The sequence below is a fragment of the Ramlibacter sp. WS9 genome (assembly GCF_003797765.1).
GTDB lineage: Bacteria > Pseudomonadota > Gammaproteobacteria > Burkholderiales > Burkholderiaceae_C > Ramlibacter.
Genome location: NZ_RKMB01000004.1, coordinates 1 through 14,607 on the forward strand (window position 1 = coordinate 1; position 14,607 = coordinate 14,607).

Below are 14,607 nucleotides of genomic sequence, written 5' to 3' on the forward strand. Positions count from 1 at the left end.
GTCCCCCGTCGCGGCAAGCCGCTCCCTCCTCCTTTATTTCGCTGCGCAGAGCGCCCCACCACCCCGATCCGGGAAGGTTGTTGGTATTCGGCCGTCGCGCGCCAACTCGGTCTCCCATGGATGCCGGGTGGCCGATGCGGCGAAATAAAGGAGGAGGGAGGCCGGAGGCCGACGGGGGACATTCGCTGCATCGGCCACCCGGCGTCCATGGCTCCGCACACGGTCGCTGTGCAGCGCTTCGATGAGATCAGACTTCGGGCAGTAGTGGGTCGAGCCCGCAATGACAGCTGTTCTAGATGGGCAGCGCCTTTGCGCGCGCCAGGAGTAGCTCGCGCTCTCGCGCATTGCCCGCCAGTTCCGCCGCACGCTTGAACTCCACCCTTGCCTCGTCGTTGCGGCCCAGCTTGGCCAGCAGGTCGCCGCGCACGCTGGGCAGCCATTGGTAGTTGCGCAGCGACTTGTCGCCTTGCAACTGGTCGATGATCTCCAGGCCGGCTGCGGGGCCGAAAGCCATGCCGACGGCGACCGCGCGATTGAGTTCGACCACCGGTGAAGGTGCGACCTGCGCCAGCGCGTCGTAGATCGCCGCGATGCGCTTCCAGTCCGTCTGGTCGCCGGCCGGCGCGCGCGCGTGGCAGGCGGCGATGGCGGCTTGCAGTGCGTAGCAGCCCAACGTCCCACCGAGGGCCTCCGCACGCTCCAGTGCAGCGAGCCCGCGGCGGATCAACAACCTGTCCCAGCGCCCGCGGTCCTGCTCCATCAGCAGCACCGGGCGGCCTTGCGCGTCCACTCGCGCCGCCGCGCGCGATGCCTGCAGCTCCATCAGCGCGACCAGGCCATGCACTTCGGATTGATCGGGCGCCAGCCCGGCCAGCATCCGGCCCAGACGCAACGCCTCGTCGCACAAGGCCGGGCGCATCCAGTCTTCACCGGCGGTCGCGGTATAGCCTTCGTTGAAGACCAGGTAGACGACTTCGAGCACCGAAGCCAGCCGCTCGCCCAGCGCCTCGCCGCGCGGCAGTTCGAACGGCACCTTGGCTTCGGTCAAGGTGCGCTTGGCCCGCACGATGCGCTGCGCGATGGTCGGCTCCGGCACCAGGTAAGCGCGCGCGATCTCGTGGGTCGTCAAGCCGCCCAGCAGCTTGAGCGTCAGCGCGACACGCGCCTCGGTCGACAGCACCGGGTGGCAGGCGGTGAAGATCAGCCGAAGCAGGTCGTCGCCGATCTGGTCGGCGCGTGCTTCGTCGAGTGCATCCACGAAGTCCGGCACGATCAATGCCTCCTGTGCTTCGAGGTCATGGCCGATCTGCTCCAGCTTCTCGTCCAGCGACTTGTCGCGGCGAATGCGGTCCAGTGCCCGATTCTTGGCCGTGGTCATCAGCCAGGCGCCGGGGTTGTCCGGCACACCCTTGGTCGGCCAATGCTCGAGGGCGGCCACCAAGGCATCCTGCGCCAGTTCCTCGGCCACACCAATGTCGCGGACCATGCGCGCGACGGTGGCGACGATCTTCGCGGACTCGATGCGCCAGACCGCGTCGATCGCCTGGTGGGTGGCCGAGTGCATTGCGCTGAGCGTTCAGCCCTGGACGTGCCCCGGGTCCATGTACGCCAGCTCCCAGATGTGGCCGTCGAGGTCGGTAAAGCCGTGGCCGTACATGAAGCCGTGGTCTTGCGGCGGGTTGGGCGACGTGCCGCCCGCTGCAATGGCCTTCTTGACCAGCGCGTCCACCTCGGCGCGGCTCTCGGCCGACAGGCACACCAGCACTTCGGTGGTTTTCGTCGCGTCGGCGATGGGCTTCTTGGTGAAGGTCTGGAAGAACGGCTCGACCAGCAGCATGACGAAGATGTCGTCCGACACCACCATGCAGGCGCCCTGCTCATTGGTGAACTGCGGGTTGAACGAGAAGCCCAGGGATTTGAAGAACGCCTGGCTGCGCTCCATGTTCTTGATGGGGAGGTTGACGAAGATTTTGCGGGACATGACGACTTTCCTTAACTTTAGACCTGTGCACATCTTTCGGGGGCGACCGCGGAACCGGCTTTGCCGGGCCGCAGGTTGCGCCCCCTTGAGGGGGAGGCGCCGTAGGCGCTTCGGGGGTGGGTCATCTTTCGGCTTTTGCTTTGAGGTTGGCGAGGCCGGCTTCGAAGTCGCGGCCGATCATGCTGTCCATGTTGAAGACGAGGCCCATCACCTTGCCGATGTACGGGCTGGGGCCGTGCATGGCCCAGGTCACTTCGGTGCTGTCGCCCTTGGGCGCCAGGATGAACTCCACCACGTTGTGGCCTTCGAAGGGTTCGATCATGTCCAGCTTCATGGTGACCTTGGACGGCGCGCTGTCCGTGATCGTGACGCTGCCCTTGCCCACGTCCTTGTTGCCGGTGAAGTGATAGGCGGCGCCGGGCCCGGCCTGCGGGCCCTGGTACTCGCCCTTGATGTTCGGGTCTTTCAGGTTGTACGGGTTCCAGGTGTTGAACACCTTCATGTCGTTGATGAGGCCGTGGAGTTTGTCCGGCGGCGCCTTGATGCTGGCGCTGCGCTGCACTTTGAAGGTGTCGGGCTGCGCGGCGGCAAAGGCCAACAGCACACCGATGGCGGCGAGGACGACGAGGGCGATGGTCTTGATCATGTGCCGCTCCTCACTTGAATCCCATTTCCTTGAACCGCTCCATGTCTTTGGGCTTGGCGATGTCGGCAAAATCCTCCATCTCGTAAAGCTGGCGAATCTCGATCTCGGCCGGCTGGTTCTCGCCCGCCGGATTGGGAAAACGGCGCGACCACTCCATCGCCTCGGCGCGGCTGCGCACCTGGATCAATGTGTAGCCGGCGATCAATTCCTTGCTTTCGGTGAAGGGGCCGTCGACCACGGTGCGCTTGTCGCCGTCATAGCGGACGCGCCACCCCTTGCTGCTGGGCTGCAGGCCCGACCCGTCCAGAAGCACGCCCGCCTGTGCCAGCTGCTCGTGGTAGTCGGCCATCGCGGCAAACATCTTGTCGCTGTCGGGCGGGAAACGGCCGGCCTCGGAATCGGGCGTGGCCTTGACGATGATCATGAATTTCATGGTGGGCTCCTTGCGGTGGGTCGATGAAGCGGTCGGAAAATCGCTCGCCTCTGATCACACGACGAAGCACTACACGCCAGATCGACAAGCGCCGACTACGTACCCAGTTAGGTATAGCAAGGAGCGCAGGCGCGCACTTCAACCTGGGCCCACTCCGCCGCGGGGCATTGGCCGGCGATGGCCAATGCTTCTTCGCGAGTCTCTACATCCAGCAGGAAAACGCCGCCCACCATTTCCTTGGCTTCGGCGAACGGACCGTCGAGCACCTGCGGCCGGCCATTGCTGACCTTGACGCGCACGGTGCTGGCGTCGGGCGACTCGAGCGACTCGGCAGCGCGCAACACGCCGCGCTTCCTGAGCTCGTCGCCGAATCGCAGCATGCGGTCATAGACCGCCTCGCCCTCGGCGCGGCTGCGGGTCTGGCGTTGGCCGAGGGGCTCGTGGATGAGGAGCATGTAGGGCATGGGCGGTCATGATAACCAGCCTGCCCCGCCCTTGCAAAGCCCGGGGGAGACGCACGAGCTGCGCGCGCTGCCCGGCTCAAAGGACCCGGTAGATTTCCCAGCGGCTGGTGCCGGACACGACGTTGGGCTCCAGCTCCTTGCTCCACTGCTGGTGCGCGGGAATGGTGCCAAGCTTGTCCCACACGCGCTGGAGTTCGGTCAGGTCCTCGACCACATGTTCCGTCACCACCGTCGCTTCCAGCGCGCCGACCGACCCGGTCAGCAAGCGCGTGCGTTGCGCATCAACGCCGGCCTGCGGACCGATCTCGCTCAACCAGCGCTTCATCGAGTCGATCACGGCCTGCTTGTAGCCGAACTTCGCATCAATACTCCAGCGGGCGACCATCATGGCAATCTCCTTGGGGGTGACGCCAGTTATATGCCCGCCCCCGCCCACTTTCAAGCGCTCTTCTCTCGATCGTTCTCAGTTGGGGACGCTGAAATCCGCCAGGTTCTTGCCGAACTTGATCAGCCACAGCCGGTTGGGGCGTTCCGTATCGGCGCCGCGCGAGGCCCGTGCGGTGACGCCGGTGCCGCAAGCACTGAGCACGCCATCGGTCGCGGTGCAGGCCGTTATGTCGGCGCCCGGGATCGCCGCGCCCGCGACATCGAACACCAGCGTGCGCAGGCCGAAGTCGTCGTCGTTGGTCAGGGCCAGCGTGGTCGCGTCGACCAGGGCCAGGCCCTCGGCCTTCTCGGCGAGCCAGCCGGCGGCGTTCAGGTCGAGCAGCAGGGTCTTCTTCAGCGGCGTGACGGCGGTGACGTAGTCGGCCGAGCCGTTGACGGCGGCACCGGCCATGCTGCTCTTTTCGAGATCCGAGGTCTCGGGGTTGAACTCGGCCTTGGAGATGTCGGTGGCCGAGGCGATCTCCACCAGCATCAGCTTGTTGAAGACCTTGCCGCCGGGGGCGGCGCCCTGCTCGATCACGATGAACTTGCCGCCGCCCAGCGACACCATGTCGCCCAGCTTGGCGTTGCCGGTGCGGTTGTCCTGGTAGTCGGCACAGTTGATCGGGTACGCGTACATCTTCGAGGTTTCGGTGTCGGGGTTGAACTCGACCCAGCGGGCGAAGCGCGCATAGCGCTCGACGCGCTTGCCGGTGCCGCCGTCCACGCATCCGGAGCCGGCCGGCGCCACATACGTGCCGGAGGCCGGCGCGCCCGCCGCGGACAGGTCGGTGAGCGGGCTTTGCAGGAAGCCGTGCAGCTTGCCCGTGGCCACCTCCAGTGCCAGGCCTTCCATGCCACGGTTGGCGCGGCGCTTGGCCAGCACCGACGGCAGCACGGTGGTGATGCCGACGGAAGCCGTCATGGTGGAGCCGGCGGGAATGGAGGCGCCGTACTTCTTCAGGATGACGCCGGTGGCCGGGTCGATCTTCACGATGAAGGGGCCGTACTCGTCCGACACCCACAGGGCATTGCGCGCGGCATCGACCACGATGGATTCGGTGTCCAGGCCGGTGGTGGCAAACGTGGCTGCGGTGGCGGACTCGTACTTGATGTTGTCGGTCAGCGGCGCTTCGCCGGACGAGCCGAGCTGGCCGGCGGCATAGGGCAGTCCCGTCGCCTTGACGTTGGCGCTCACGCGGATCGGCATGCTTGACTTGAGCACGGCGCCGCCGGCGCCCACCGTCACCACGCCGATGGAAGGCGCGAAGCTGGGTGCGGGGAAGAACTTGGCGTCGCACGTTCCGTCGGCACGCGCGAGGCAAAGCGATGAGCCGGTGTTGGGCACCTTGGGGCCGTCGCCGTTGGGGCCGCGGTCGGTGATGGCATAGAACTCGAGCGTGCCATCGGCCAGCCTGCTCTTGAAGGCCAGGCCCGAGCCGTAGGCGGGCAGGAAGCCGTCCGGGAAGTCGTCCTTGATCTTCTGCACCGAACCCTCGTAGGGGATGTAGAAGGACTTGGCCGCCTGGATCTGGTAGCGGGTGATGGTGGCGCTGACCGTACCCGCGCCGTTGGATTGAGTGACGGTGTCGCCGACGGGCGTGCCCACGGTCGACGCGAGGGTGTTCTCGAAGTGCTCGCGCGCCAGGATGCGCCGGTCGTCATTGACGGCGCGCGACTTGTACGGCTCGGGCAGCACGGCCAGCGTGGCCGTCAGCGCAGCGTTGAAGCTCGACGCGGACAGCGTGAAGTCCAGCGTGCGGCTGGCCAGCGCGGTCTTGACGGCCGAGGTCAGCCGGATGCCATTGGATGGGTCGCCGTCTTCGTCCAGCGTCTGCAAGGCGATGAGGCGGTTGGTCACGGCGTCCGTCTTGATGCCGGCGCCATTCGCCAACGTCTGCGGCGTGATGACTGTGCCGCACGTTGCGGCGCCCAACGCGATGCCGCCCACAGTGAAGCTGACGGACTCGCCCGTGCCGCAGGTGAACTGGCCCTGGGCATTGGTCGACGCCTTGACGGCGGAGCCAGGCGTGTAGTCGACACCCTCGACGGCGGCGTCGAGAAACGCGCCGGTCACCGGAGCCGGGCCGTCGCTGCCGCCGCAAGCGGCGACCAGCGCGGCCGCAGCCAGAATTGCAATCAGATGATGTTGGTGGTTCTTGTTCATGGGGGAAAGGTTCCAGACGACACCCGAAGGCGCCGGCAGCGGTTGAGCTGTCGGCACGGGTGGCCGAAGTTGAACCTCTCCTCATGACGGCCGCATGACAGCGGCCCCCGGAGCGCCGTCAGTCCACGAAGAAATCCGGAATGAAATTCTTGGTGCCCGACTTGACGGCGTACTTGTCCAGGTCGGTCACACCATGCGCCGCGAGCAGCTCATCGTCGATGAAGAAGTTTCCGCTGTTGCTGCTCGCGCTGGTGAGGATGAACCAGGCGGCGTCGGAGAGGATCTCCGGCGTGCGGCACATGTTCACGTCCACGCCCGGGATCATCTGCAGCGCCGCGGTCGCAATGGCCGTGCGCGGCCACAGGCTGTTGACGGCGATGCCGTACTTCTTGAACTCGCCCGAGTGGCCCAGCGTGCACATGCTCATGCCGTACTTGGCCATGGTGTACGCGGTGTGGTTCTCGAACCAGTGCTGCTTCATCGACAGCGGCGGCGACATGTTGAGCACATGCGGGTTGCGGCCGGCCGCCGCGGATTTCTTCAGCTCGGCAAGACAGGCCTGTGTGCACAAGTAGGTGCCGCGCGCGTTGATGCCGTTCATCAGGTCATAGCGCTTCATCGGCGTGTGCTCGGTGTCGGTCATGCTGATCGCGCTGGCGTTGTTGACCAGGATGTCGATGCCGCCGAAGGTTTCGACGGCTTTCGCGACGGCGGCGAGGACGGCTTCCTCCTCGCGAATATCGACTTGCAACGGCAGAGCCTTGCCGCCCGCCGCCTCGATCTCCTTGGCCGCGCTGTAGATGGTGCCGGGCAGCTTGGGATTCGGATCCGTGGTCTTGGCCGCGATCACGACGTTGGCGCCGTCGGCCGCAGCACGCTTGCCGATGGCGAGGCCGATGCCGCGCGAGGCACCGGTGATGAACAGGGTCTTGCCTTTGAGGGACATGTTTACACCTTTGAAAAGTCGGGTTTGCGCTTCTCCATGAACGCACCAAATGCTTCCTTGGCGGCCGGTTCGCCCAGCATGCGCGAGAAGCTCTTGCCTTCATCAGCCATCTGCTGCAGCACCAATTGCTGCTGGCCCTTCTTCATCAGGCGTTTGGTTTCAACCATCGCGCTGAGTGGCTTGGCCGCGAGCTTGCGGGCCGCGGCCTGTGCGATGCCGTTGGCCTCAGTCGGCGGGACGACACGGTTGACGAGACCGACTTCCAACGCGGCCTCAGCCATGAACGGTTCACCCAGCAACAACGCTTCCGCCGCGCGGTGGTAGCCGAGCATCTGCGGCACGAGCAGGCTCGACGCCGCCTCCGGACACAGGCCCAGGTTGACGAAGGGCATGGAGAACGCCGCGTTGTCGCCGGCATAGACCAGGTCGCAATGGAACAGCATCGTCGTGCCGACACCGACAGCCGGCCCGCACACTGCCGCCAACAGCGGCTTGGTGAACATGGCGATGCCGTGCAGGAAGCGGAACACCGGCGAATCCATACCGGCAGGCGGCTTGTTGAGGAAGTCGCCGATGTCGTTGCCGGCGCTGAACACGGTTTCATGCCCCTGCAGAACGACGACGCGGATGCTCGTGTCGGCTTCCGCCGCGGCCAGTGCATCGGCCATCGCGCCGTACATCGCGGCCGTGATCGAATTCTTGCGGTCGAGGCGGTTCAACGTGATGGTCATCACGCCGGCCTCGGCGTGGGTAAGGATGTCGCTCATGGTGTGGCTTTCAAAGCTTGTTGGACGAAATCGAGACGGTCCTGGCCCCAGTACATCTGGCCATCGACGAAAAAGGTGGGCGCACCGAACACGCCGCGCACGACGGCGTCTTGCGTCACGGCTTTCAGGCGCTCCTTGACTTCGGGGTCGCCCGCCAGCGCCAGCAGCTGGGCCGGATCGAACTCGGCGACACCGAGGACCTGAGCCACCACGACGGGGTCGTTCATGTTCTTGCCCTCGACCCAGATCGCGCGGTAGACCGCATCGACGAACGCAACCATGCGCGACGGATCGCGCATCTGCAAACCGGTGGCGCCGCGCATCAACGTGAGCGTGTTGATCGGGAAGAACGCGTTGTGGCTGAACGGGACGCCGTCACGCTGCGCGAACCGCTCCAGGTCCATCATCACGTAGCGGCCCTTGGCCGCGATGGTCATCGGCGACTGGTTGCCCGTGGCCTGGAATACGCCGCCCAGGAGCATTGGCTTGTAGGCGACGCGGGCGCCCGTTTCTGCGGCGAGGCGCGGCAACTGCATCCACGCGAGATAGGCCGCCGGGCTGCCGACGTCGAAATAGAACTCAACGGTCTTGGTCATTCAGAATTTCTCATTCCAGGGACGCAAGTCGAGTTCGTGGGTCCAGGCGTCACGGGGCTGCTTGTGAAGCATCCAGTAGTTCTCGGCGATGTGGTCCGGGTTGAGGATGCCGTCGCTGGCCTTCGTCGCGTAGCGCTCTGGAAAGTTCTCGCGGATGAATTCGGTGTCGATGGCGCCGTCGATGATGGTGTGCGCGACGTGGATGCCGCGCGGCCCCAGTTCGCGCGCCATGCTCTGGGCCAGCGCCCGCAATGCGTGCTTGGCGCCAGCAAAGGCAGCGAAGTTGACCGATCCCCGCAGCGACGCGGTCGCGCCTGTGAAGATGATCGTCCCCTTGTGGCCATCGCCTTCGCGGTCCACCATGCGCTTCGCGACTTCGCGGCCATTGAGGAAACCGCCCAGGCAGGCCATCTCCCAGATCTTGAAGTACTTGCGCGCGGTTTCATCGAGGATGGAACTGGGCACGTTGGCTCCGATGTTGAACACCAGCACCTCGATGGGGCCGATGGTCGACTCGACCTGCTCGACCAGCGCGACGACTTCTTCTTCCTTGCGCGCGTCCGAGGCGAAGCCGTGGGCCTGGCCGCCATCAGCCTTGATCTCTTCAATGAGCGTCTGCAGCTTGTCGAGTGTCCGGCGAGTAGCGCAGACGGTGTAGCCGCCCTTGGCGAAGCGCCGCGCGATGGCGCCGCCGGTCGCATCTCCTGCGCCGATGATCAGTGCGACGGGCTTCATCAGCTCATTCCTTGTAGTAGACGATCTGCTGCGTGGTGGCCAGCAGGTCGCCCTTCTCGTTCCACAGCTGCGCGGTCTGGTCGAAGTAGCAGTTGAAGAAGTTTTGGGCCCGCGCCTGCCCGTGCAGATAACCCGTTCCCGACGCTGCCAGCTGCTCGCTGCCGGCATGAAAGTACACCGTCATCGATACGGTGCCGATCGGCACCAACGTCGCGCGCCGCAGCCAGATGCGCGGGAAGAAGATGTCCGACATCGCGGTGAGCGAAGCGAAGTCCAGCGGGCGGGCCGGCTCGTCGCGCACCCAAAGGCGCGTACGGCTTTCCGGGTGGTCGCCACCGTCCCACGCCGCCGGGAACCCGCCTTCGACAAAGCGCATGTCGTACCGCTTGATCCACTCGACGCGCCCGCGCGGGTCTGGCGCCGGCAGGTCGGTGGGCTGCGGCGCCTGTGGCATGGCGCTCTCGCTGGAGTTGCTCCACGTTGCACGGCGCACCGCGGTGAACACTGTCGCAGTCAACATAACCTCGCCACCCTGCCGGATCTCGATGGTCCAGTGCTGGGTCGAGCGGTTGGTGCGGGCCGGCCGCGCATGCACGAAGAACGGTCCATCAGCCAGGGCAGCCGCGAAGTTGACGGTGAAGGCCACCGGTTCGCCCAGGCGCTGCGGGTGTTGCAGCACTGCATTGAGCGCCTGCGCCGCGGTTGCTCCACCGAACGGGCCGATCATGTTTGCATAAGCAGGGCTGGTGTGGCCCTGCCACACGCCGTCGCCTTGAGGGGCCAATGCAATGGCGACGTCGAAGGCGTGCGGAGCCATGGGCGCAGCGGTGTCCGTCATGCGGCCTTGGGAACCGAAAGCGCTGCCAGCCAACCCGCCATGCGCGGCCAGAGTTGGGCCTCGTGTTCGCGACGGAACGGGCCAAAGTGGCCCAGGCGCCGCACGCCCAGGTCGGCTGGCGCGATACGCTGCACTTCGCGCGGCGAGTTCTCGTAGAGGTTGACGAGCGTGTGCGTGCCGCCGAGCGTCATCAACTCGTCGTCGGTGATCGACAGCGCATGCACCGGGAAGCGGACATTGGCGTAGCGCTGGCGCACGGACTCGCCTTCGGCCCCGACGCTGTAGCCGGGCGTGAGGCACCACTTGCGCCACTGCATCACCACGCCTGTCGGCAGGTCGCCCACCTTGCGCAGCTTCTTTCCGGGGAAGTAGCCGAACAGGCGCGTGGCCAGCGGCACCAGCACGTACCAGAAATAGAACACGATGCGCTTGAGCTGCGGCGCGTTCTCGCGCCAGTAGCCGCTGCCTGCAGCGACGCTGAGCATGCCGTCGACCTTGTGCTGGTTGTTGAGCAACCCAGGCAACTGTGCGCCCAGGCTGTGGCCCAGCAGGTAGAGTGGCTTTTGCGGCAGCGCGGCCTTGGCATGGTCGATGGCTGCCTCGTAGTCGTGCGTCCAGTCGAACAGGTCGGCCTTGAAGCCGCGCAGGCCGTTGCCGCTGGGACCGGAATCGCCGGAACCGCGGTAGTCGAAGGTTGTGACGCGCCAGCCCTGCGTGGCCAGCCACTGCGCGAACGGTGCGTAATAGTCCTGCCGCACGCCCATCGCGCCGCCGATGACCACGCTGCCGCGGTCGGGGCTGTCGGGTTCGTAGACGCGCGATGAAAGCTTCGCACCGTCCACGGATTCGATGATCTCAGCCTTCATGTCGCGCTCCTTTGAAGCTCTCACACCCTCTCGAATATCCCCGCGGCGCCCTGGCCCATGCCCACGCACATCGTCACCATGCCGTACTTCAGATTCTTGCGCTGCAAGGCGTGCACGACTGTCGCGGACCGGATAGCGCCCGTCGCGCCCAGCGGATGGCCGAGCGCGATCGCGCCACCCATCGGGTTGACCTTGCTCGCATCCAGGCCGAGCGTGTTGATGACGGCCAGCGATTGCGCAGCGAACGCCTCGTTGAGCTCGTACCAGTCGATATCGTCGTGCTTGAGTCCGGCGTACTTGAGCGCAGCGGGAATCGCTTCGATCGGGCCGATGCCCATGATGTGCGGCGGCACACCGCGGCTCGCGTAGCTCACGAAGCGGGCGAGCGGCTTCAAGCCGAAGCGCTTGACGGCGGCCTCGCTCGCCAGGATCAACGCGCCTGCGCCGTCGGACGTCTGCGAGCTGTTGCCCGCGGTCACCGAGCCGCGTGCTGCGAACACGGTCCGCAGCTTGGCCAGGCCTTCGACAGTGGTGTCGGGCCGCGCGCCTTCGTCGAGGTTGACGGTGCGTGTCTTCACGGACACCTCGGCTGACGACAGGTCCACCGTGCGCTCGGACACGTCGACGGGCGTGATTTCCCCAGCGAACTCGCCGGCCTTCATCGCGGCAATGGCCTTCATGTGCGAGTGGTACGCGAACTCGTCCTGCGCCTCGCGCGAGACCTTCCACCGCTGCGCCACCTTCTCGGCGGTGAGGCCCATGCCGTAGGCGATGCCGTAGCTCTCGATGTCTTCCGGATCGGTGAAGATCGTCGGCGACAGCGAAGGCGAGTTGCCCATCATCGGCACCATGCTCATGCTCTCGGTGCCGGCCGCGATCATCACGTCGGCCTCGCCGACGCGGATGCGGTCCGCCGCCATCTGCACGGCCGACAGGCCCGATGCGCAGAAGCGGTTGACGGTGATGCCGCCCACGCTCTTGGGCAGGCCGGCCAGCACCGCGCCGATGCGCGCGACATTCAGGCCCTGCTGCGCTTCCGGAATCGCGCAGCCGCAGATCACGTCTTCGATCGCCTGCGGATCGAGGCCCGGTACCTGCGCCAGCGCCGAACGCAGCGCCGTGGCCAGCAGGTCGTCGGGCCGCGTGTTGCGGAAGTAGCCGCGATGCGAACGCCCGATGGGTGTGCGGGTGGCGGCAACGATGTAGGCTTCTTGAATCTGTTTCATGTCAATCTCCTGACTTCCATTCGAGAGACACCGCGGAACCGGCTTTGCCGGGCCGCTGGTGTCGCCCCCTCGAGGGGGAGGCGCCAAAGGCGCTTCGGGGGTGGGTTAATTTCTCAGCGGCTTGCCGGTGGATAGCATCCCCATGATCCGTTCCTGGGTTTTCGGGTGGGTCAGCAGCGAGCAGAACGCCTGGCGCTCCAGCGTCATCAGGTATTCCTCATCGACCAGCGTGCCGGTGTCGACATCGCCGCCGGTCACCACGTTGGCGATCAGCGACGCGATGTGGAAGTCATGGTGGCTGATGAAGCCGCCGTCGCGCATGTTGACCAGTTGGCCCTGGATGGTGGCCTTGCCGTTGCGCCCTGCGACAGGGAACTGGCGCTTGTGCGGGGGGCGGTAGCCAGCGGTGAACATTGCCTTGGCTTCCTGGATGGCGACGAAAAGCAGTTCGTCCTTGTTGGGAACGATGGTGTCGCTGTCCAGCAGGTAGCCCAACTGGCGTGACTCGATCGCGCTGGTGCCGACCTTGGCCATGGCCGCGGCGGTGAAGCCCTCGGTCAGGAAGGGCAGGATGTCCTTGTGGACCGACTTCGCCTGGTTCTCGGCGGCGCGGCGCGCGATGTAGGTCAGGCCGCCGGCACCGGGCACCAGGCCCACGCCCACTTCCACCAGGCCGATGTAGCTTTCCATTGCGGCGACGCGCTTGGCCGAATGGATGGCGATCTCGCAGCCACCGCCGAGCGCCATGCCGCGGATCGCGGAGATGACCGGCACGTTGGCGTAGCGCAGGCGCAGCATGGTCTGCTGCAGGTGGTGTTCGGCCTCGTCGATCGCGCTCACGCCCACCGCCATGAAGGCAGGCAGCATGGCTTGCAAGTCGGCGCCGGCACTGAATGGGTCGTCGCCCGACCAGATCACCACGCCTTGGTAGTCCTTCTCGGCCAGGTCGACGGCCATCTGCAAGCCCTCGGCCACTTCCGGGCTGATCGCGTGCATCTTGGTCTTGATGCTGGCGATGACGATTTCATCGTCCATGGTCCACAGGCGGATCGCATGGTCTTCGTGCAGCGTCTTGCCGGACGTTTCGAACTTGGGCGCATCGCTGCCCAGCACGGTCTCGGGGAAATGCTGGCGCGAATACACCGGCAGCACACGGCGCGGCTCGAACTTCTTCGTCGTGGGATTCCAGGACCCTTGCGGCGTGTGCACGCCGCCGGCATCGGCGACCGGGCCCTTGAACACCCACTCGGGCAGCGGCGCTTTCGACAGCGCCTTGCCGGATTCGATGTCTTCCTGGATCCAGTTGGCCACTTGCAGCCAGCCCGCCTCTTGCCAGAGCTCGAACGGGCCCTGGTTCATGCCGAAGCCCCAGCGCATCGCGAAGTCGACGTCGCGCGCGGTTTCGGCAATCGAGGCCAGGTGCACGGCGGCATAGTGGAAGCTGTTGCGAAGAATCGCCCACAGGAACTGGCCCTGTGCGCCTTCGGAATTGCGCAAGAGCTTCAGCCGCTCGCCCGGTGCCTTCTTGAGCATGCGGCCATAGACCTCGTCGGCCTTCTCGCCGCCCGGCACGTAGTCCTTCGTCTCCAGGTCGAAGCGCAGCACGTCGCGCCCGACTTTCTTGTAGAAGCCGGCCTTGGCCTTTTGGCCCAGGTTGCCCATTTCGAGCAGCGTCTTGAGCACGGGGGGCGTGCCGAAGCTTTCGTAGAACGGATCGGTGTCGGCGCTCAGGTTGTCCTGCAGCGTCTTGACGACGTGCGCCATGGTGTCCAGGCCCACCACGTCGGCGGTGCGGAAGGTGCCGGAGCTGGCGCGGCCCAGTTTCTTGCCGGTCAGGTCGTCCACCACGTCGTACGTGAGGCCGAACTTTTCGACTTCCTTCATCGTCGCCAGCATGCCGGCGATGCCGACGCGGTTGGCGATGAAGTTGGGCGTGTCCTTGGCGCGAACCACGCCTTTGCCCAAGCCACTGGTGACGAAGGTCTCCAGGTCGTCGAGGATGTGCGCGTCGGTGGTGGGCGTGTTGATCAGTTCCACCAGGACCATGTAGCGCGGCGGGTTGAAGAAGTGGATGCCGCAGAAGCGCGGCTTGATCTCTTCGGGCAGCGCCTCCGACAGCTTGGTGATCGACAGGCCCGAGGTGTTGGACGCGACGATGGCGTGCGGCGCGATGAAAGGCGCGATCTTCTTGTAGAGATCGAGCTTCCAGTCCATGCGCTCGGCGATGGCCTCGATGATGAGGTCGCAGTCTTTCAACTGCTCCATGTGCTCTTCGTAGTTGGCCTGGCCAATTAGCGACGCGTCGTCGGCCACGCCCAGCGGCGAGGGCTTGAGCTTCTTCAGCCCTTCCACGGCCTTGGTCACTATCCCGTTCTTCGGGCCTTCCTTGGCCGGCAGGTCGAACAACACGACCGGCACCTTCACGTTGACGAGATGTGCAGCGATCTGCGCGCCCATCACGCCCGCGCCGAGCACGGCGACTTTCTTCACCTGGAATCGGCTCATGGTCTTTCGCC

15 protein-coding genes are annotated in these 14,607 nt (G+C 65.7%); all 15 read right to left on the reverse strand.

Features of this window, described 5'->3' with window-relative positions:
- Nucleotides 1-292 precede the first annotated feature (292 nt).
- Nucleotides 293-1,564, reverse strand: coding sequence for an RNA polymerase sigma factor (locus EEB15_RS08090; RefSeq protein ID WP_141509329.1), 1,272 nt, complete (start codon nt 1,562-1,564; stop codon nt 293-295).
- A gap of 12 nt (nt 1,565-1,576) precedes the next feature.
- Nucleotides 1,577-1,981 (reverse strand): VOC family protein, encoded by a 405-nt coding sequence (locus EEB15_RS08095; RefSeq protein ID WP_141509330.1) that lies wholly within the window; start codon nt 1,979-1,981, stop codon nt 1,577-1,579.
- A gap of 121 nt (nt 1,982-2,102) precedes the next feature.
- Nucleotides 2,103-2,627, reverse strand: coding sequence for an SRPBCC family protein (locus EEB15_RS08100; protein ID WP_141509331.1), 525 nt, complete (start codon nt 2,625-2,627; stop codon nt 2,103-2,105).
- Nucleotides 2,628-2,637: 10 nt separating this feature from the next.
- Entirely contained in the window at nt 2,638-3,060 is a 423-nt protein-coding gene (locus tag EEB15_RS08105; protein ID WP_141509332.1) for a YciI family protein, read from the reverse strand.
- Between the two features lie 107 nt (nt 3,061-3,167).
- Nucleotides 3,168-3,524 carry a YciI family protein gene (locus tag EEB15_RS08110; RefSeq protein WP_141509333.1) on the reverse strand — a complete coding sequence of 119 codons (357 nt, stop codon included), beginning with the start codon at nt 3,522-3,524 and terminating at the stop codon, nt 3,168-3,170.
- A 76-nt stretch (nt 3,525-3,600) separates the two neighbouring features.
- The gene (locus tag EEB15_RS08115) at nt 3,601-3,912 is read right to left on the reverse strand and encodes a hypothetical protein (protein WP_141509334.1); all 312 of its coding nucleotides are present in this window, start codon (nt 3,910-3,912) and stop codon (nt 3,601-3,603) included.
- Nucleotides 3,913-3,987: 75 nt separating this feature from the next.
- Nucleotides 3,988-6,117 (reverse strand): esterase-like activity of phytase family protein, encoded by a 2,130-nt coding sequence (locus EEB15_RS08120; RefSeq protein ID WP_141509335.1) that lies wholly within the window; start codon nt 6,115-6,117, stop codon nt 3,988-3,990.
- A 118-nt stretch (nt 6,118-6,235) separates the two neighbouring features.
- Nucleotides 6,236-7,063, reverse strand: a complete 828-nt coding sequence (locus tag EEB15_RS08125) for an NAD(P)-dependent oxidoreductase (RefSeq protein WP_141509336.1) — start codon at nt 7,061-7,063, stop codon at nt 6,236-6,238.
- A 2-nt stretch (nt 7,064-7,065) separates the two neighbouring features.
- Nucleotides 7,066-7,830, reverse strand: coding sequence for an enoyl-CoA hydratase (locus tag EEB15_RS08130; protein WP_141509337.1), 765 nt, complete (start codon nt 7,828-7,830; stop codon nt 7,066-7,068).
- Nucleotides 7,827-8,426 (reverse strand): 2-hydroxychromene-2-carboxylate isomerase, encoded by a 600-nt coding sequence (locus EEB15_RS08135; RefSeq protein ID WP_141509338.1) that lies wholly within the window; start codon nt 8,424-8,426, stop codon nt 7,827-7,829. Before EEB15_RS08135 ends, EEB15_RS08130 begins: the two co-directional genes overlap by 4 nt.
- Nucleotides 8,427-9,161 carry an SDR family oxidoreductase gene (locus tag EEB15_RS08140; protein WP_141509339.1) on the reverse strand — a complete coding sequence of 245 codons (735 nt, stop codon included), beginning with the start codon at nt 9,159-9,161 and terminating at the stop codon, nt 8,427-8,429.
- Between the two features lie 4 nt (nt 9,162-9,165).
- On the reverse strand, nt 9,166-9,999 hold the full coding sequence (locus tag EEB15_RS08145; RefSeq protein ID WP_233259410.1) for an acyl-CoA thioesterase II: 834 nt from the start codon (nt 9,997-9,999) through the stop codon (nt 9,166-9,168).
- On the reverse strand, nt 9,996-10,865 hold the full coding sequence (locus EEB15_RS08150; protein WP_141509340.1) for an alpha/beta fold hydrolase: 870 nt from the start codon (nt 10,863-10,865) through the stop codon (nt 9,996-9,998). The genes EEB15_RS08145 and EEB15_RS08150 overlap by 4 nt, the downstream gene beginning before the upstream one ends.
- A gap of 20 nt (nt 10,866-10,885) precedes the next feature.
- Nucleotides 10,886-12,091, reverse strand: coding sequence for an acetyl-CoA C-acyltransferase (locus EEB15_RS08155; RefSeq protein WP_141509341.1), 1,206 nt, complete (start codon nt 12,089-12,091; stop codon nt 10,886-10,888).
- Nucleotides 12,092-12,196: 105 nt separating this feature from the next.
- Nucleotides 12,197-14,596 (reverse strand): 3-hydroxyacyl-CoA dehydrogenase/enoyl-CoA hydratase family protein, encoded by a 2,400-nt coding sequence (locus EEB15_RS08160; protein WP_141509673.1) that lies wholly within the window; start codon nt 14,594-14,596, stop codon nt 12,197-12,199.
- Nucleotides 14,597-14,607 lie beyond the last annotated feature (11 nt).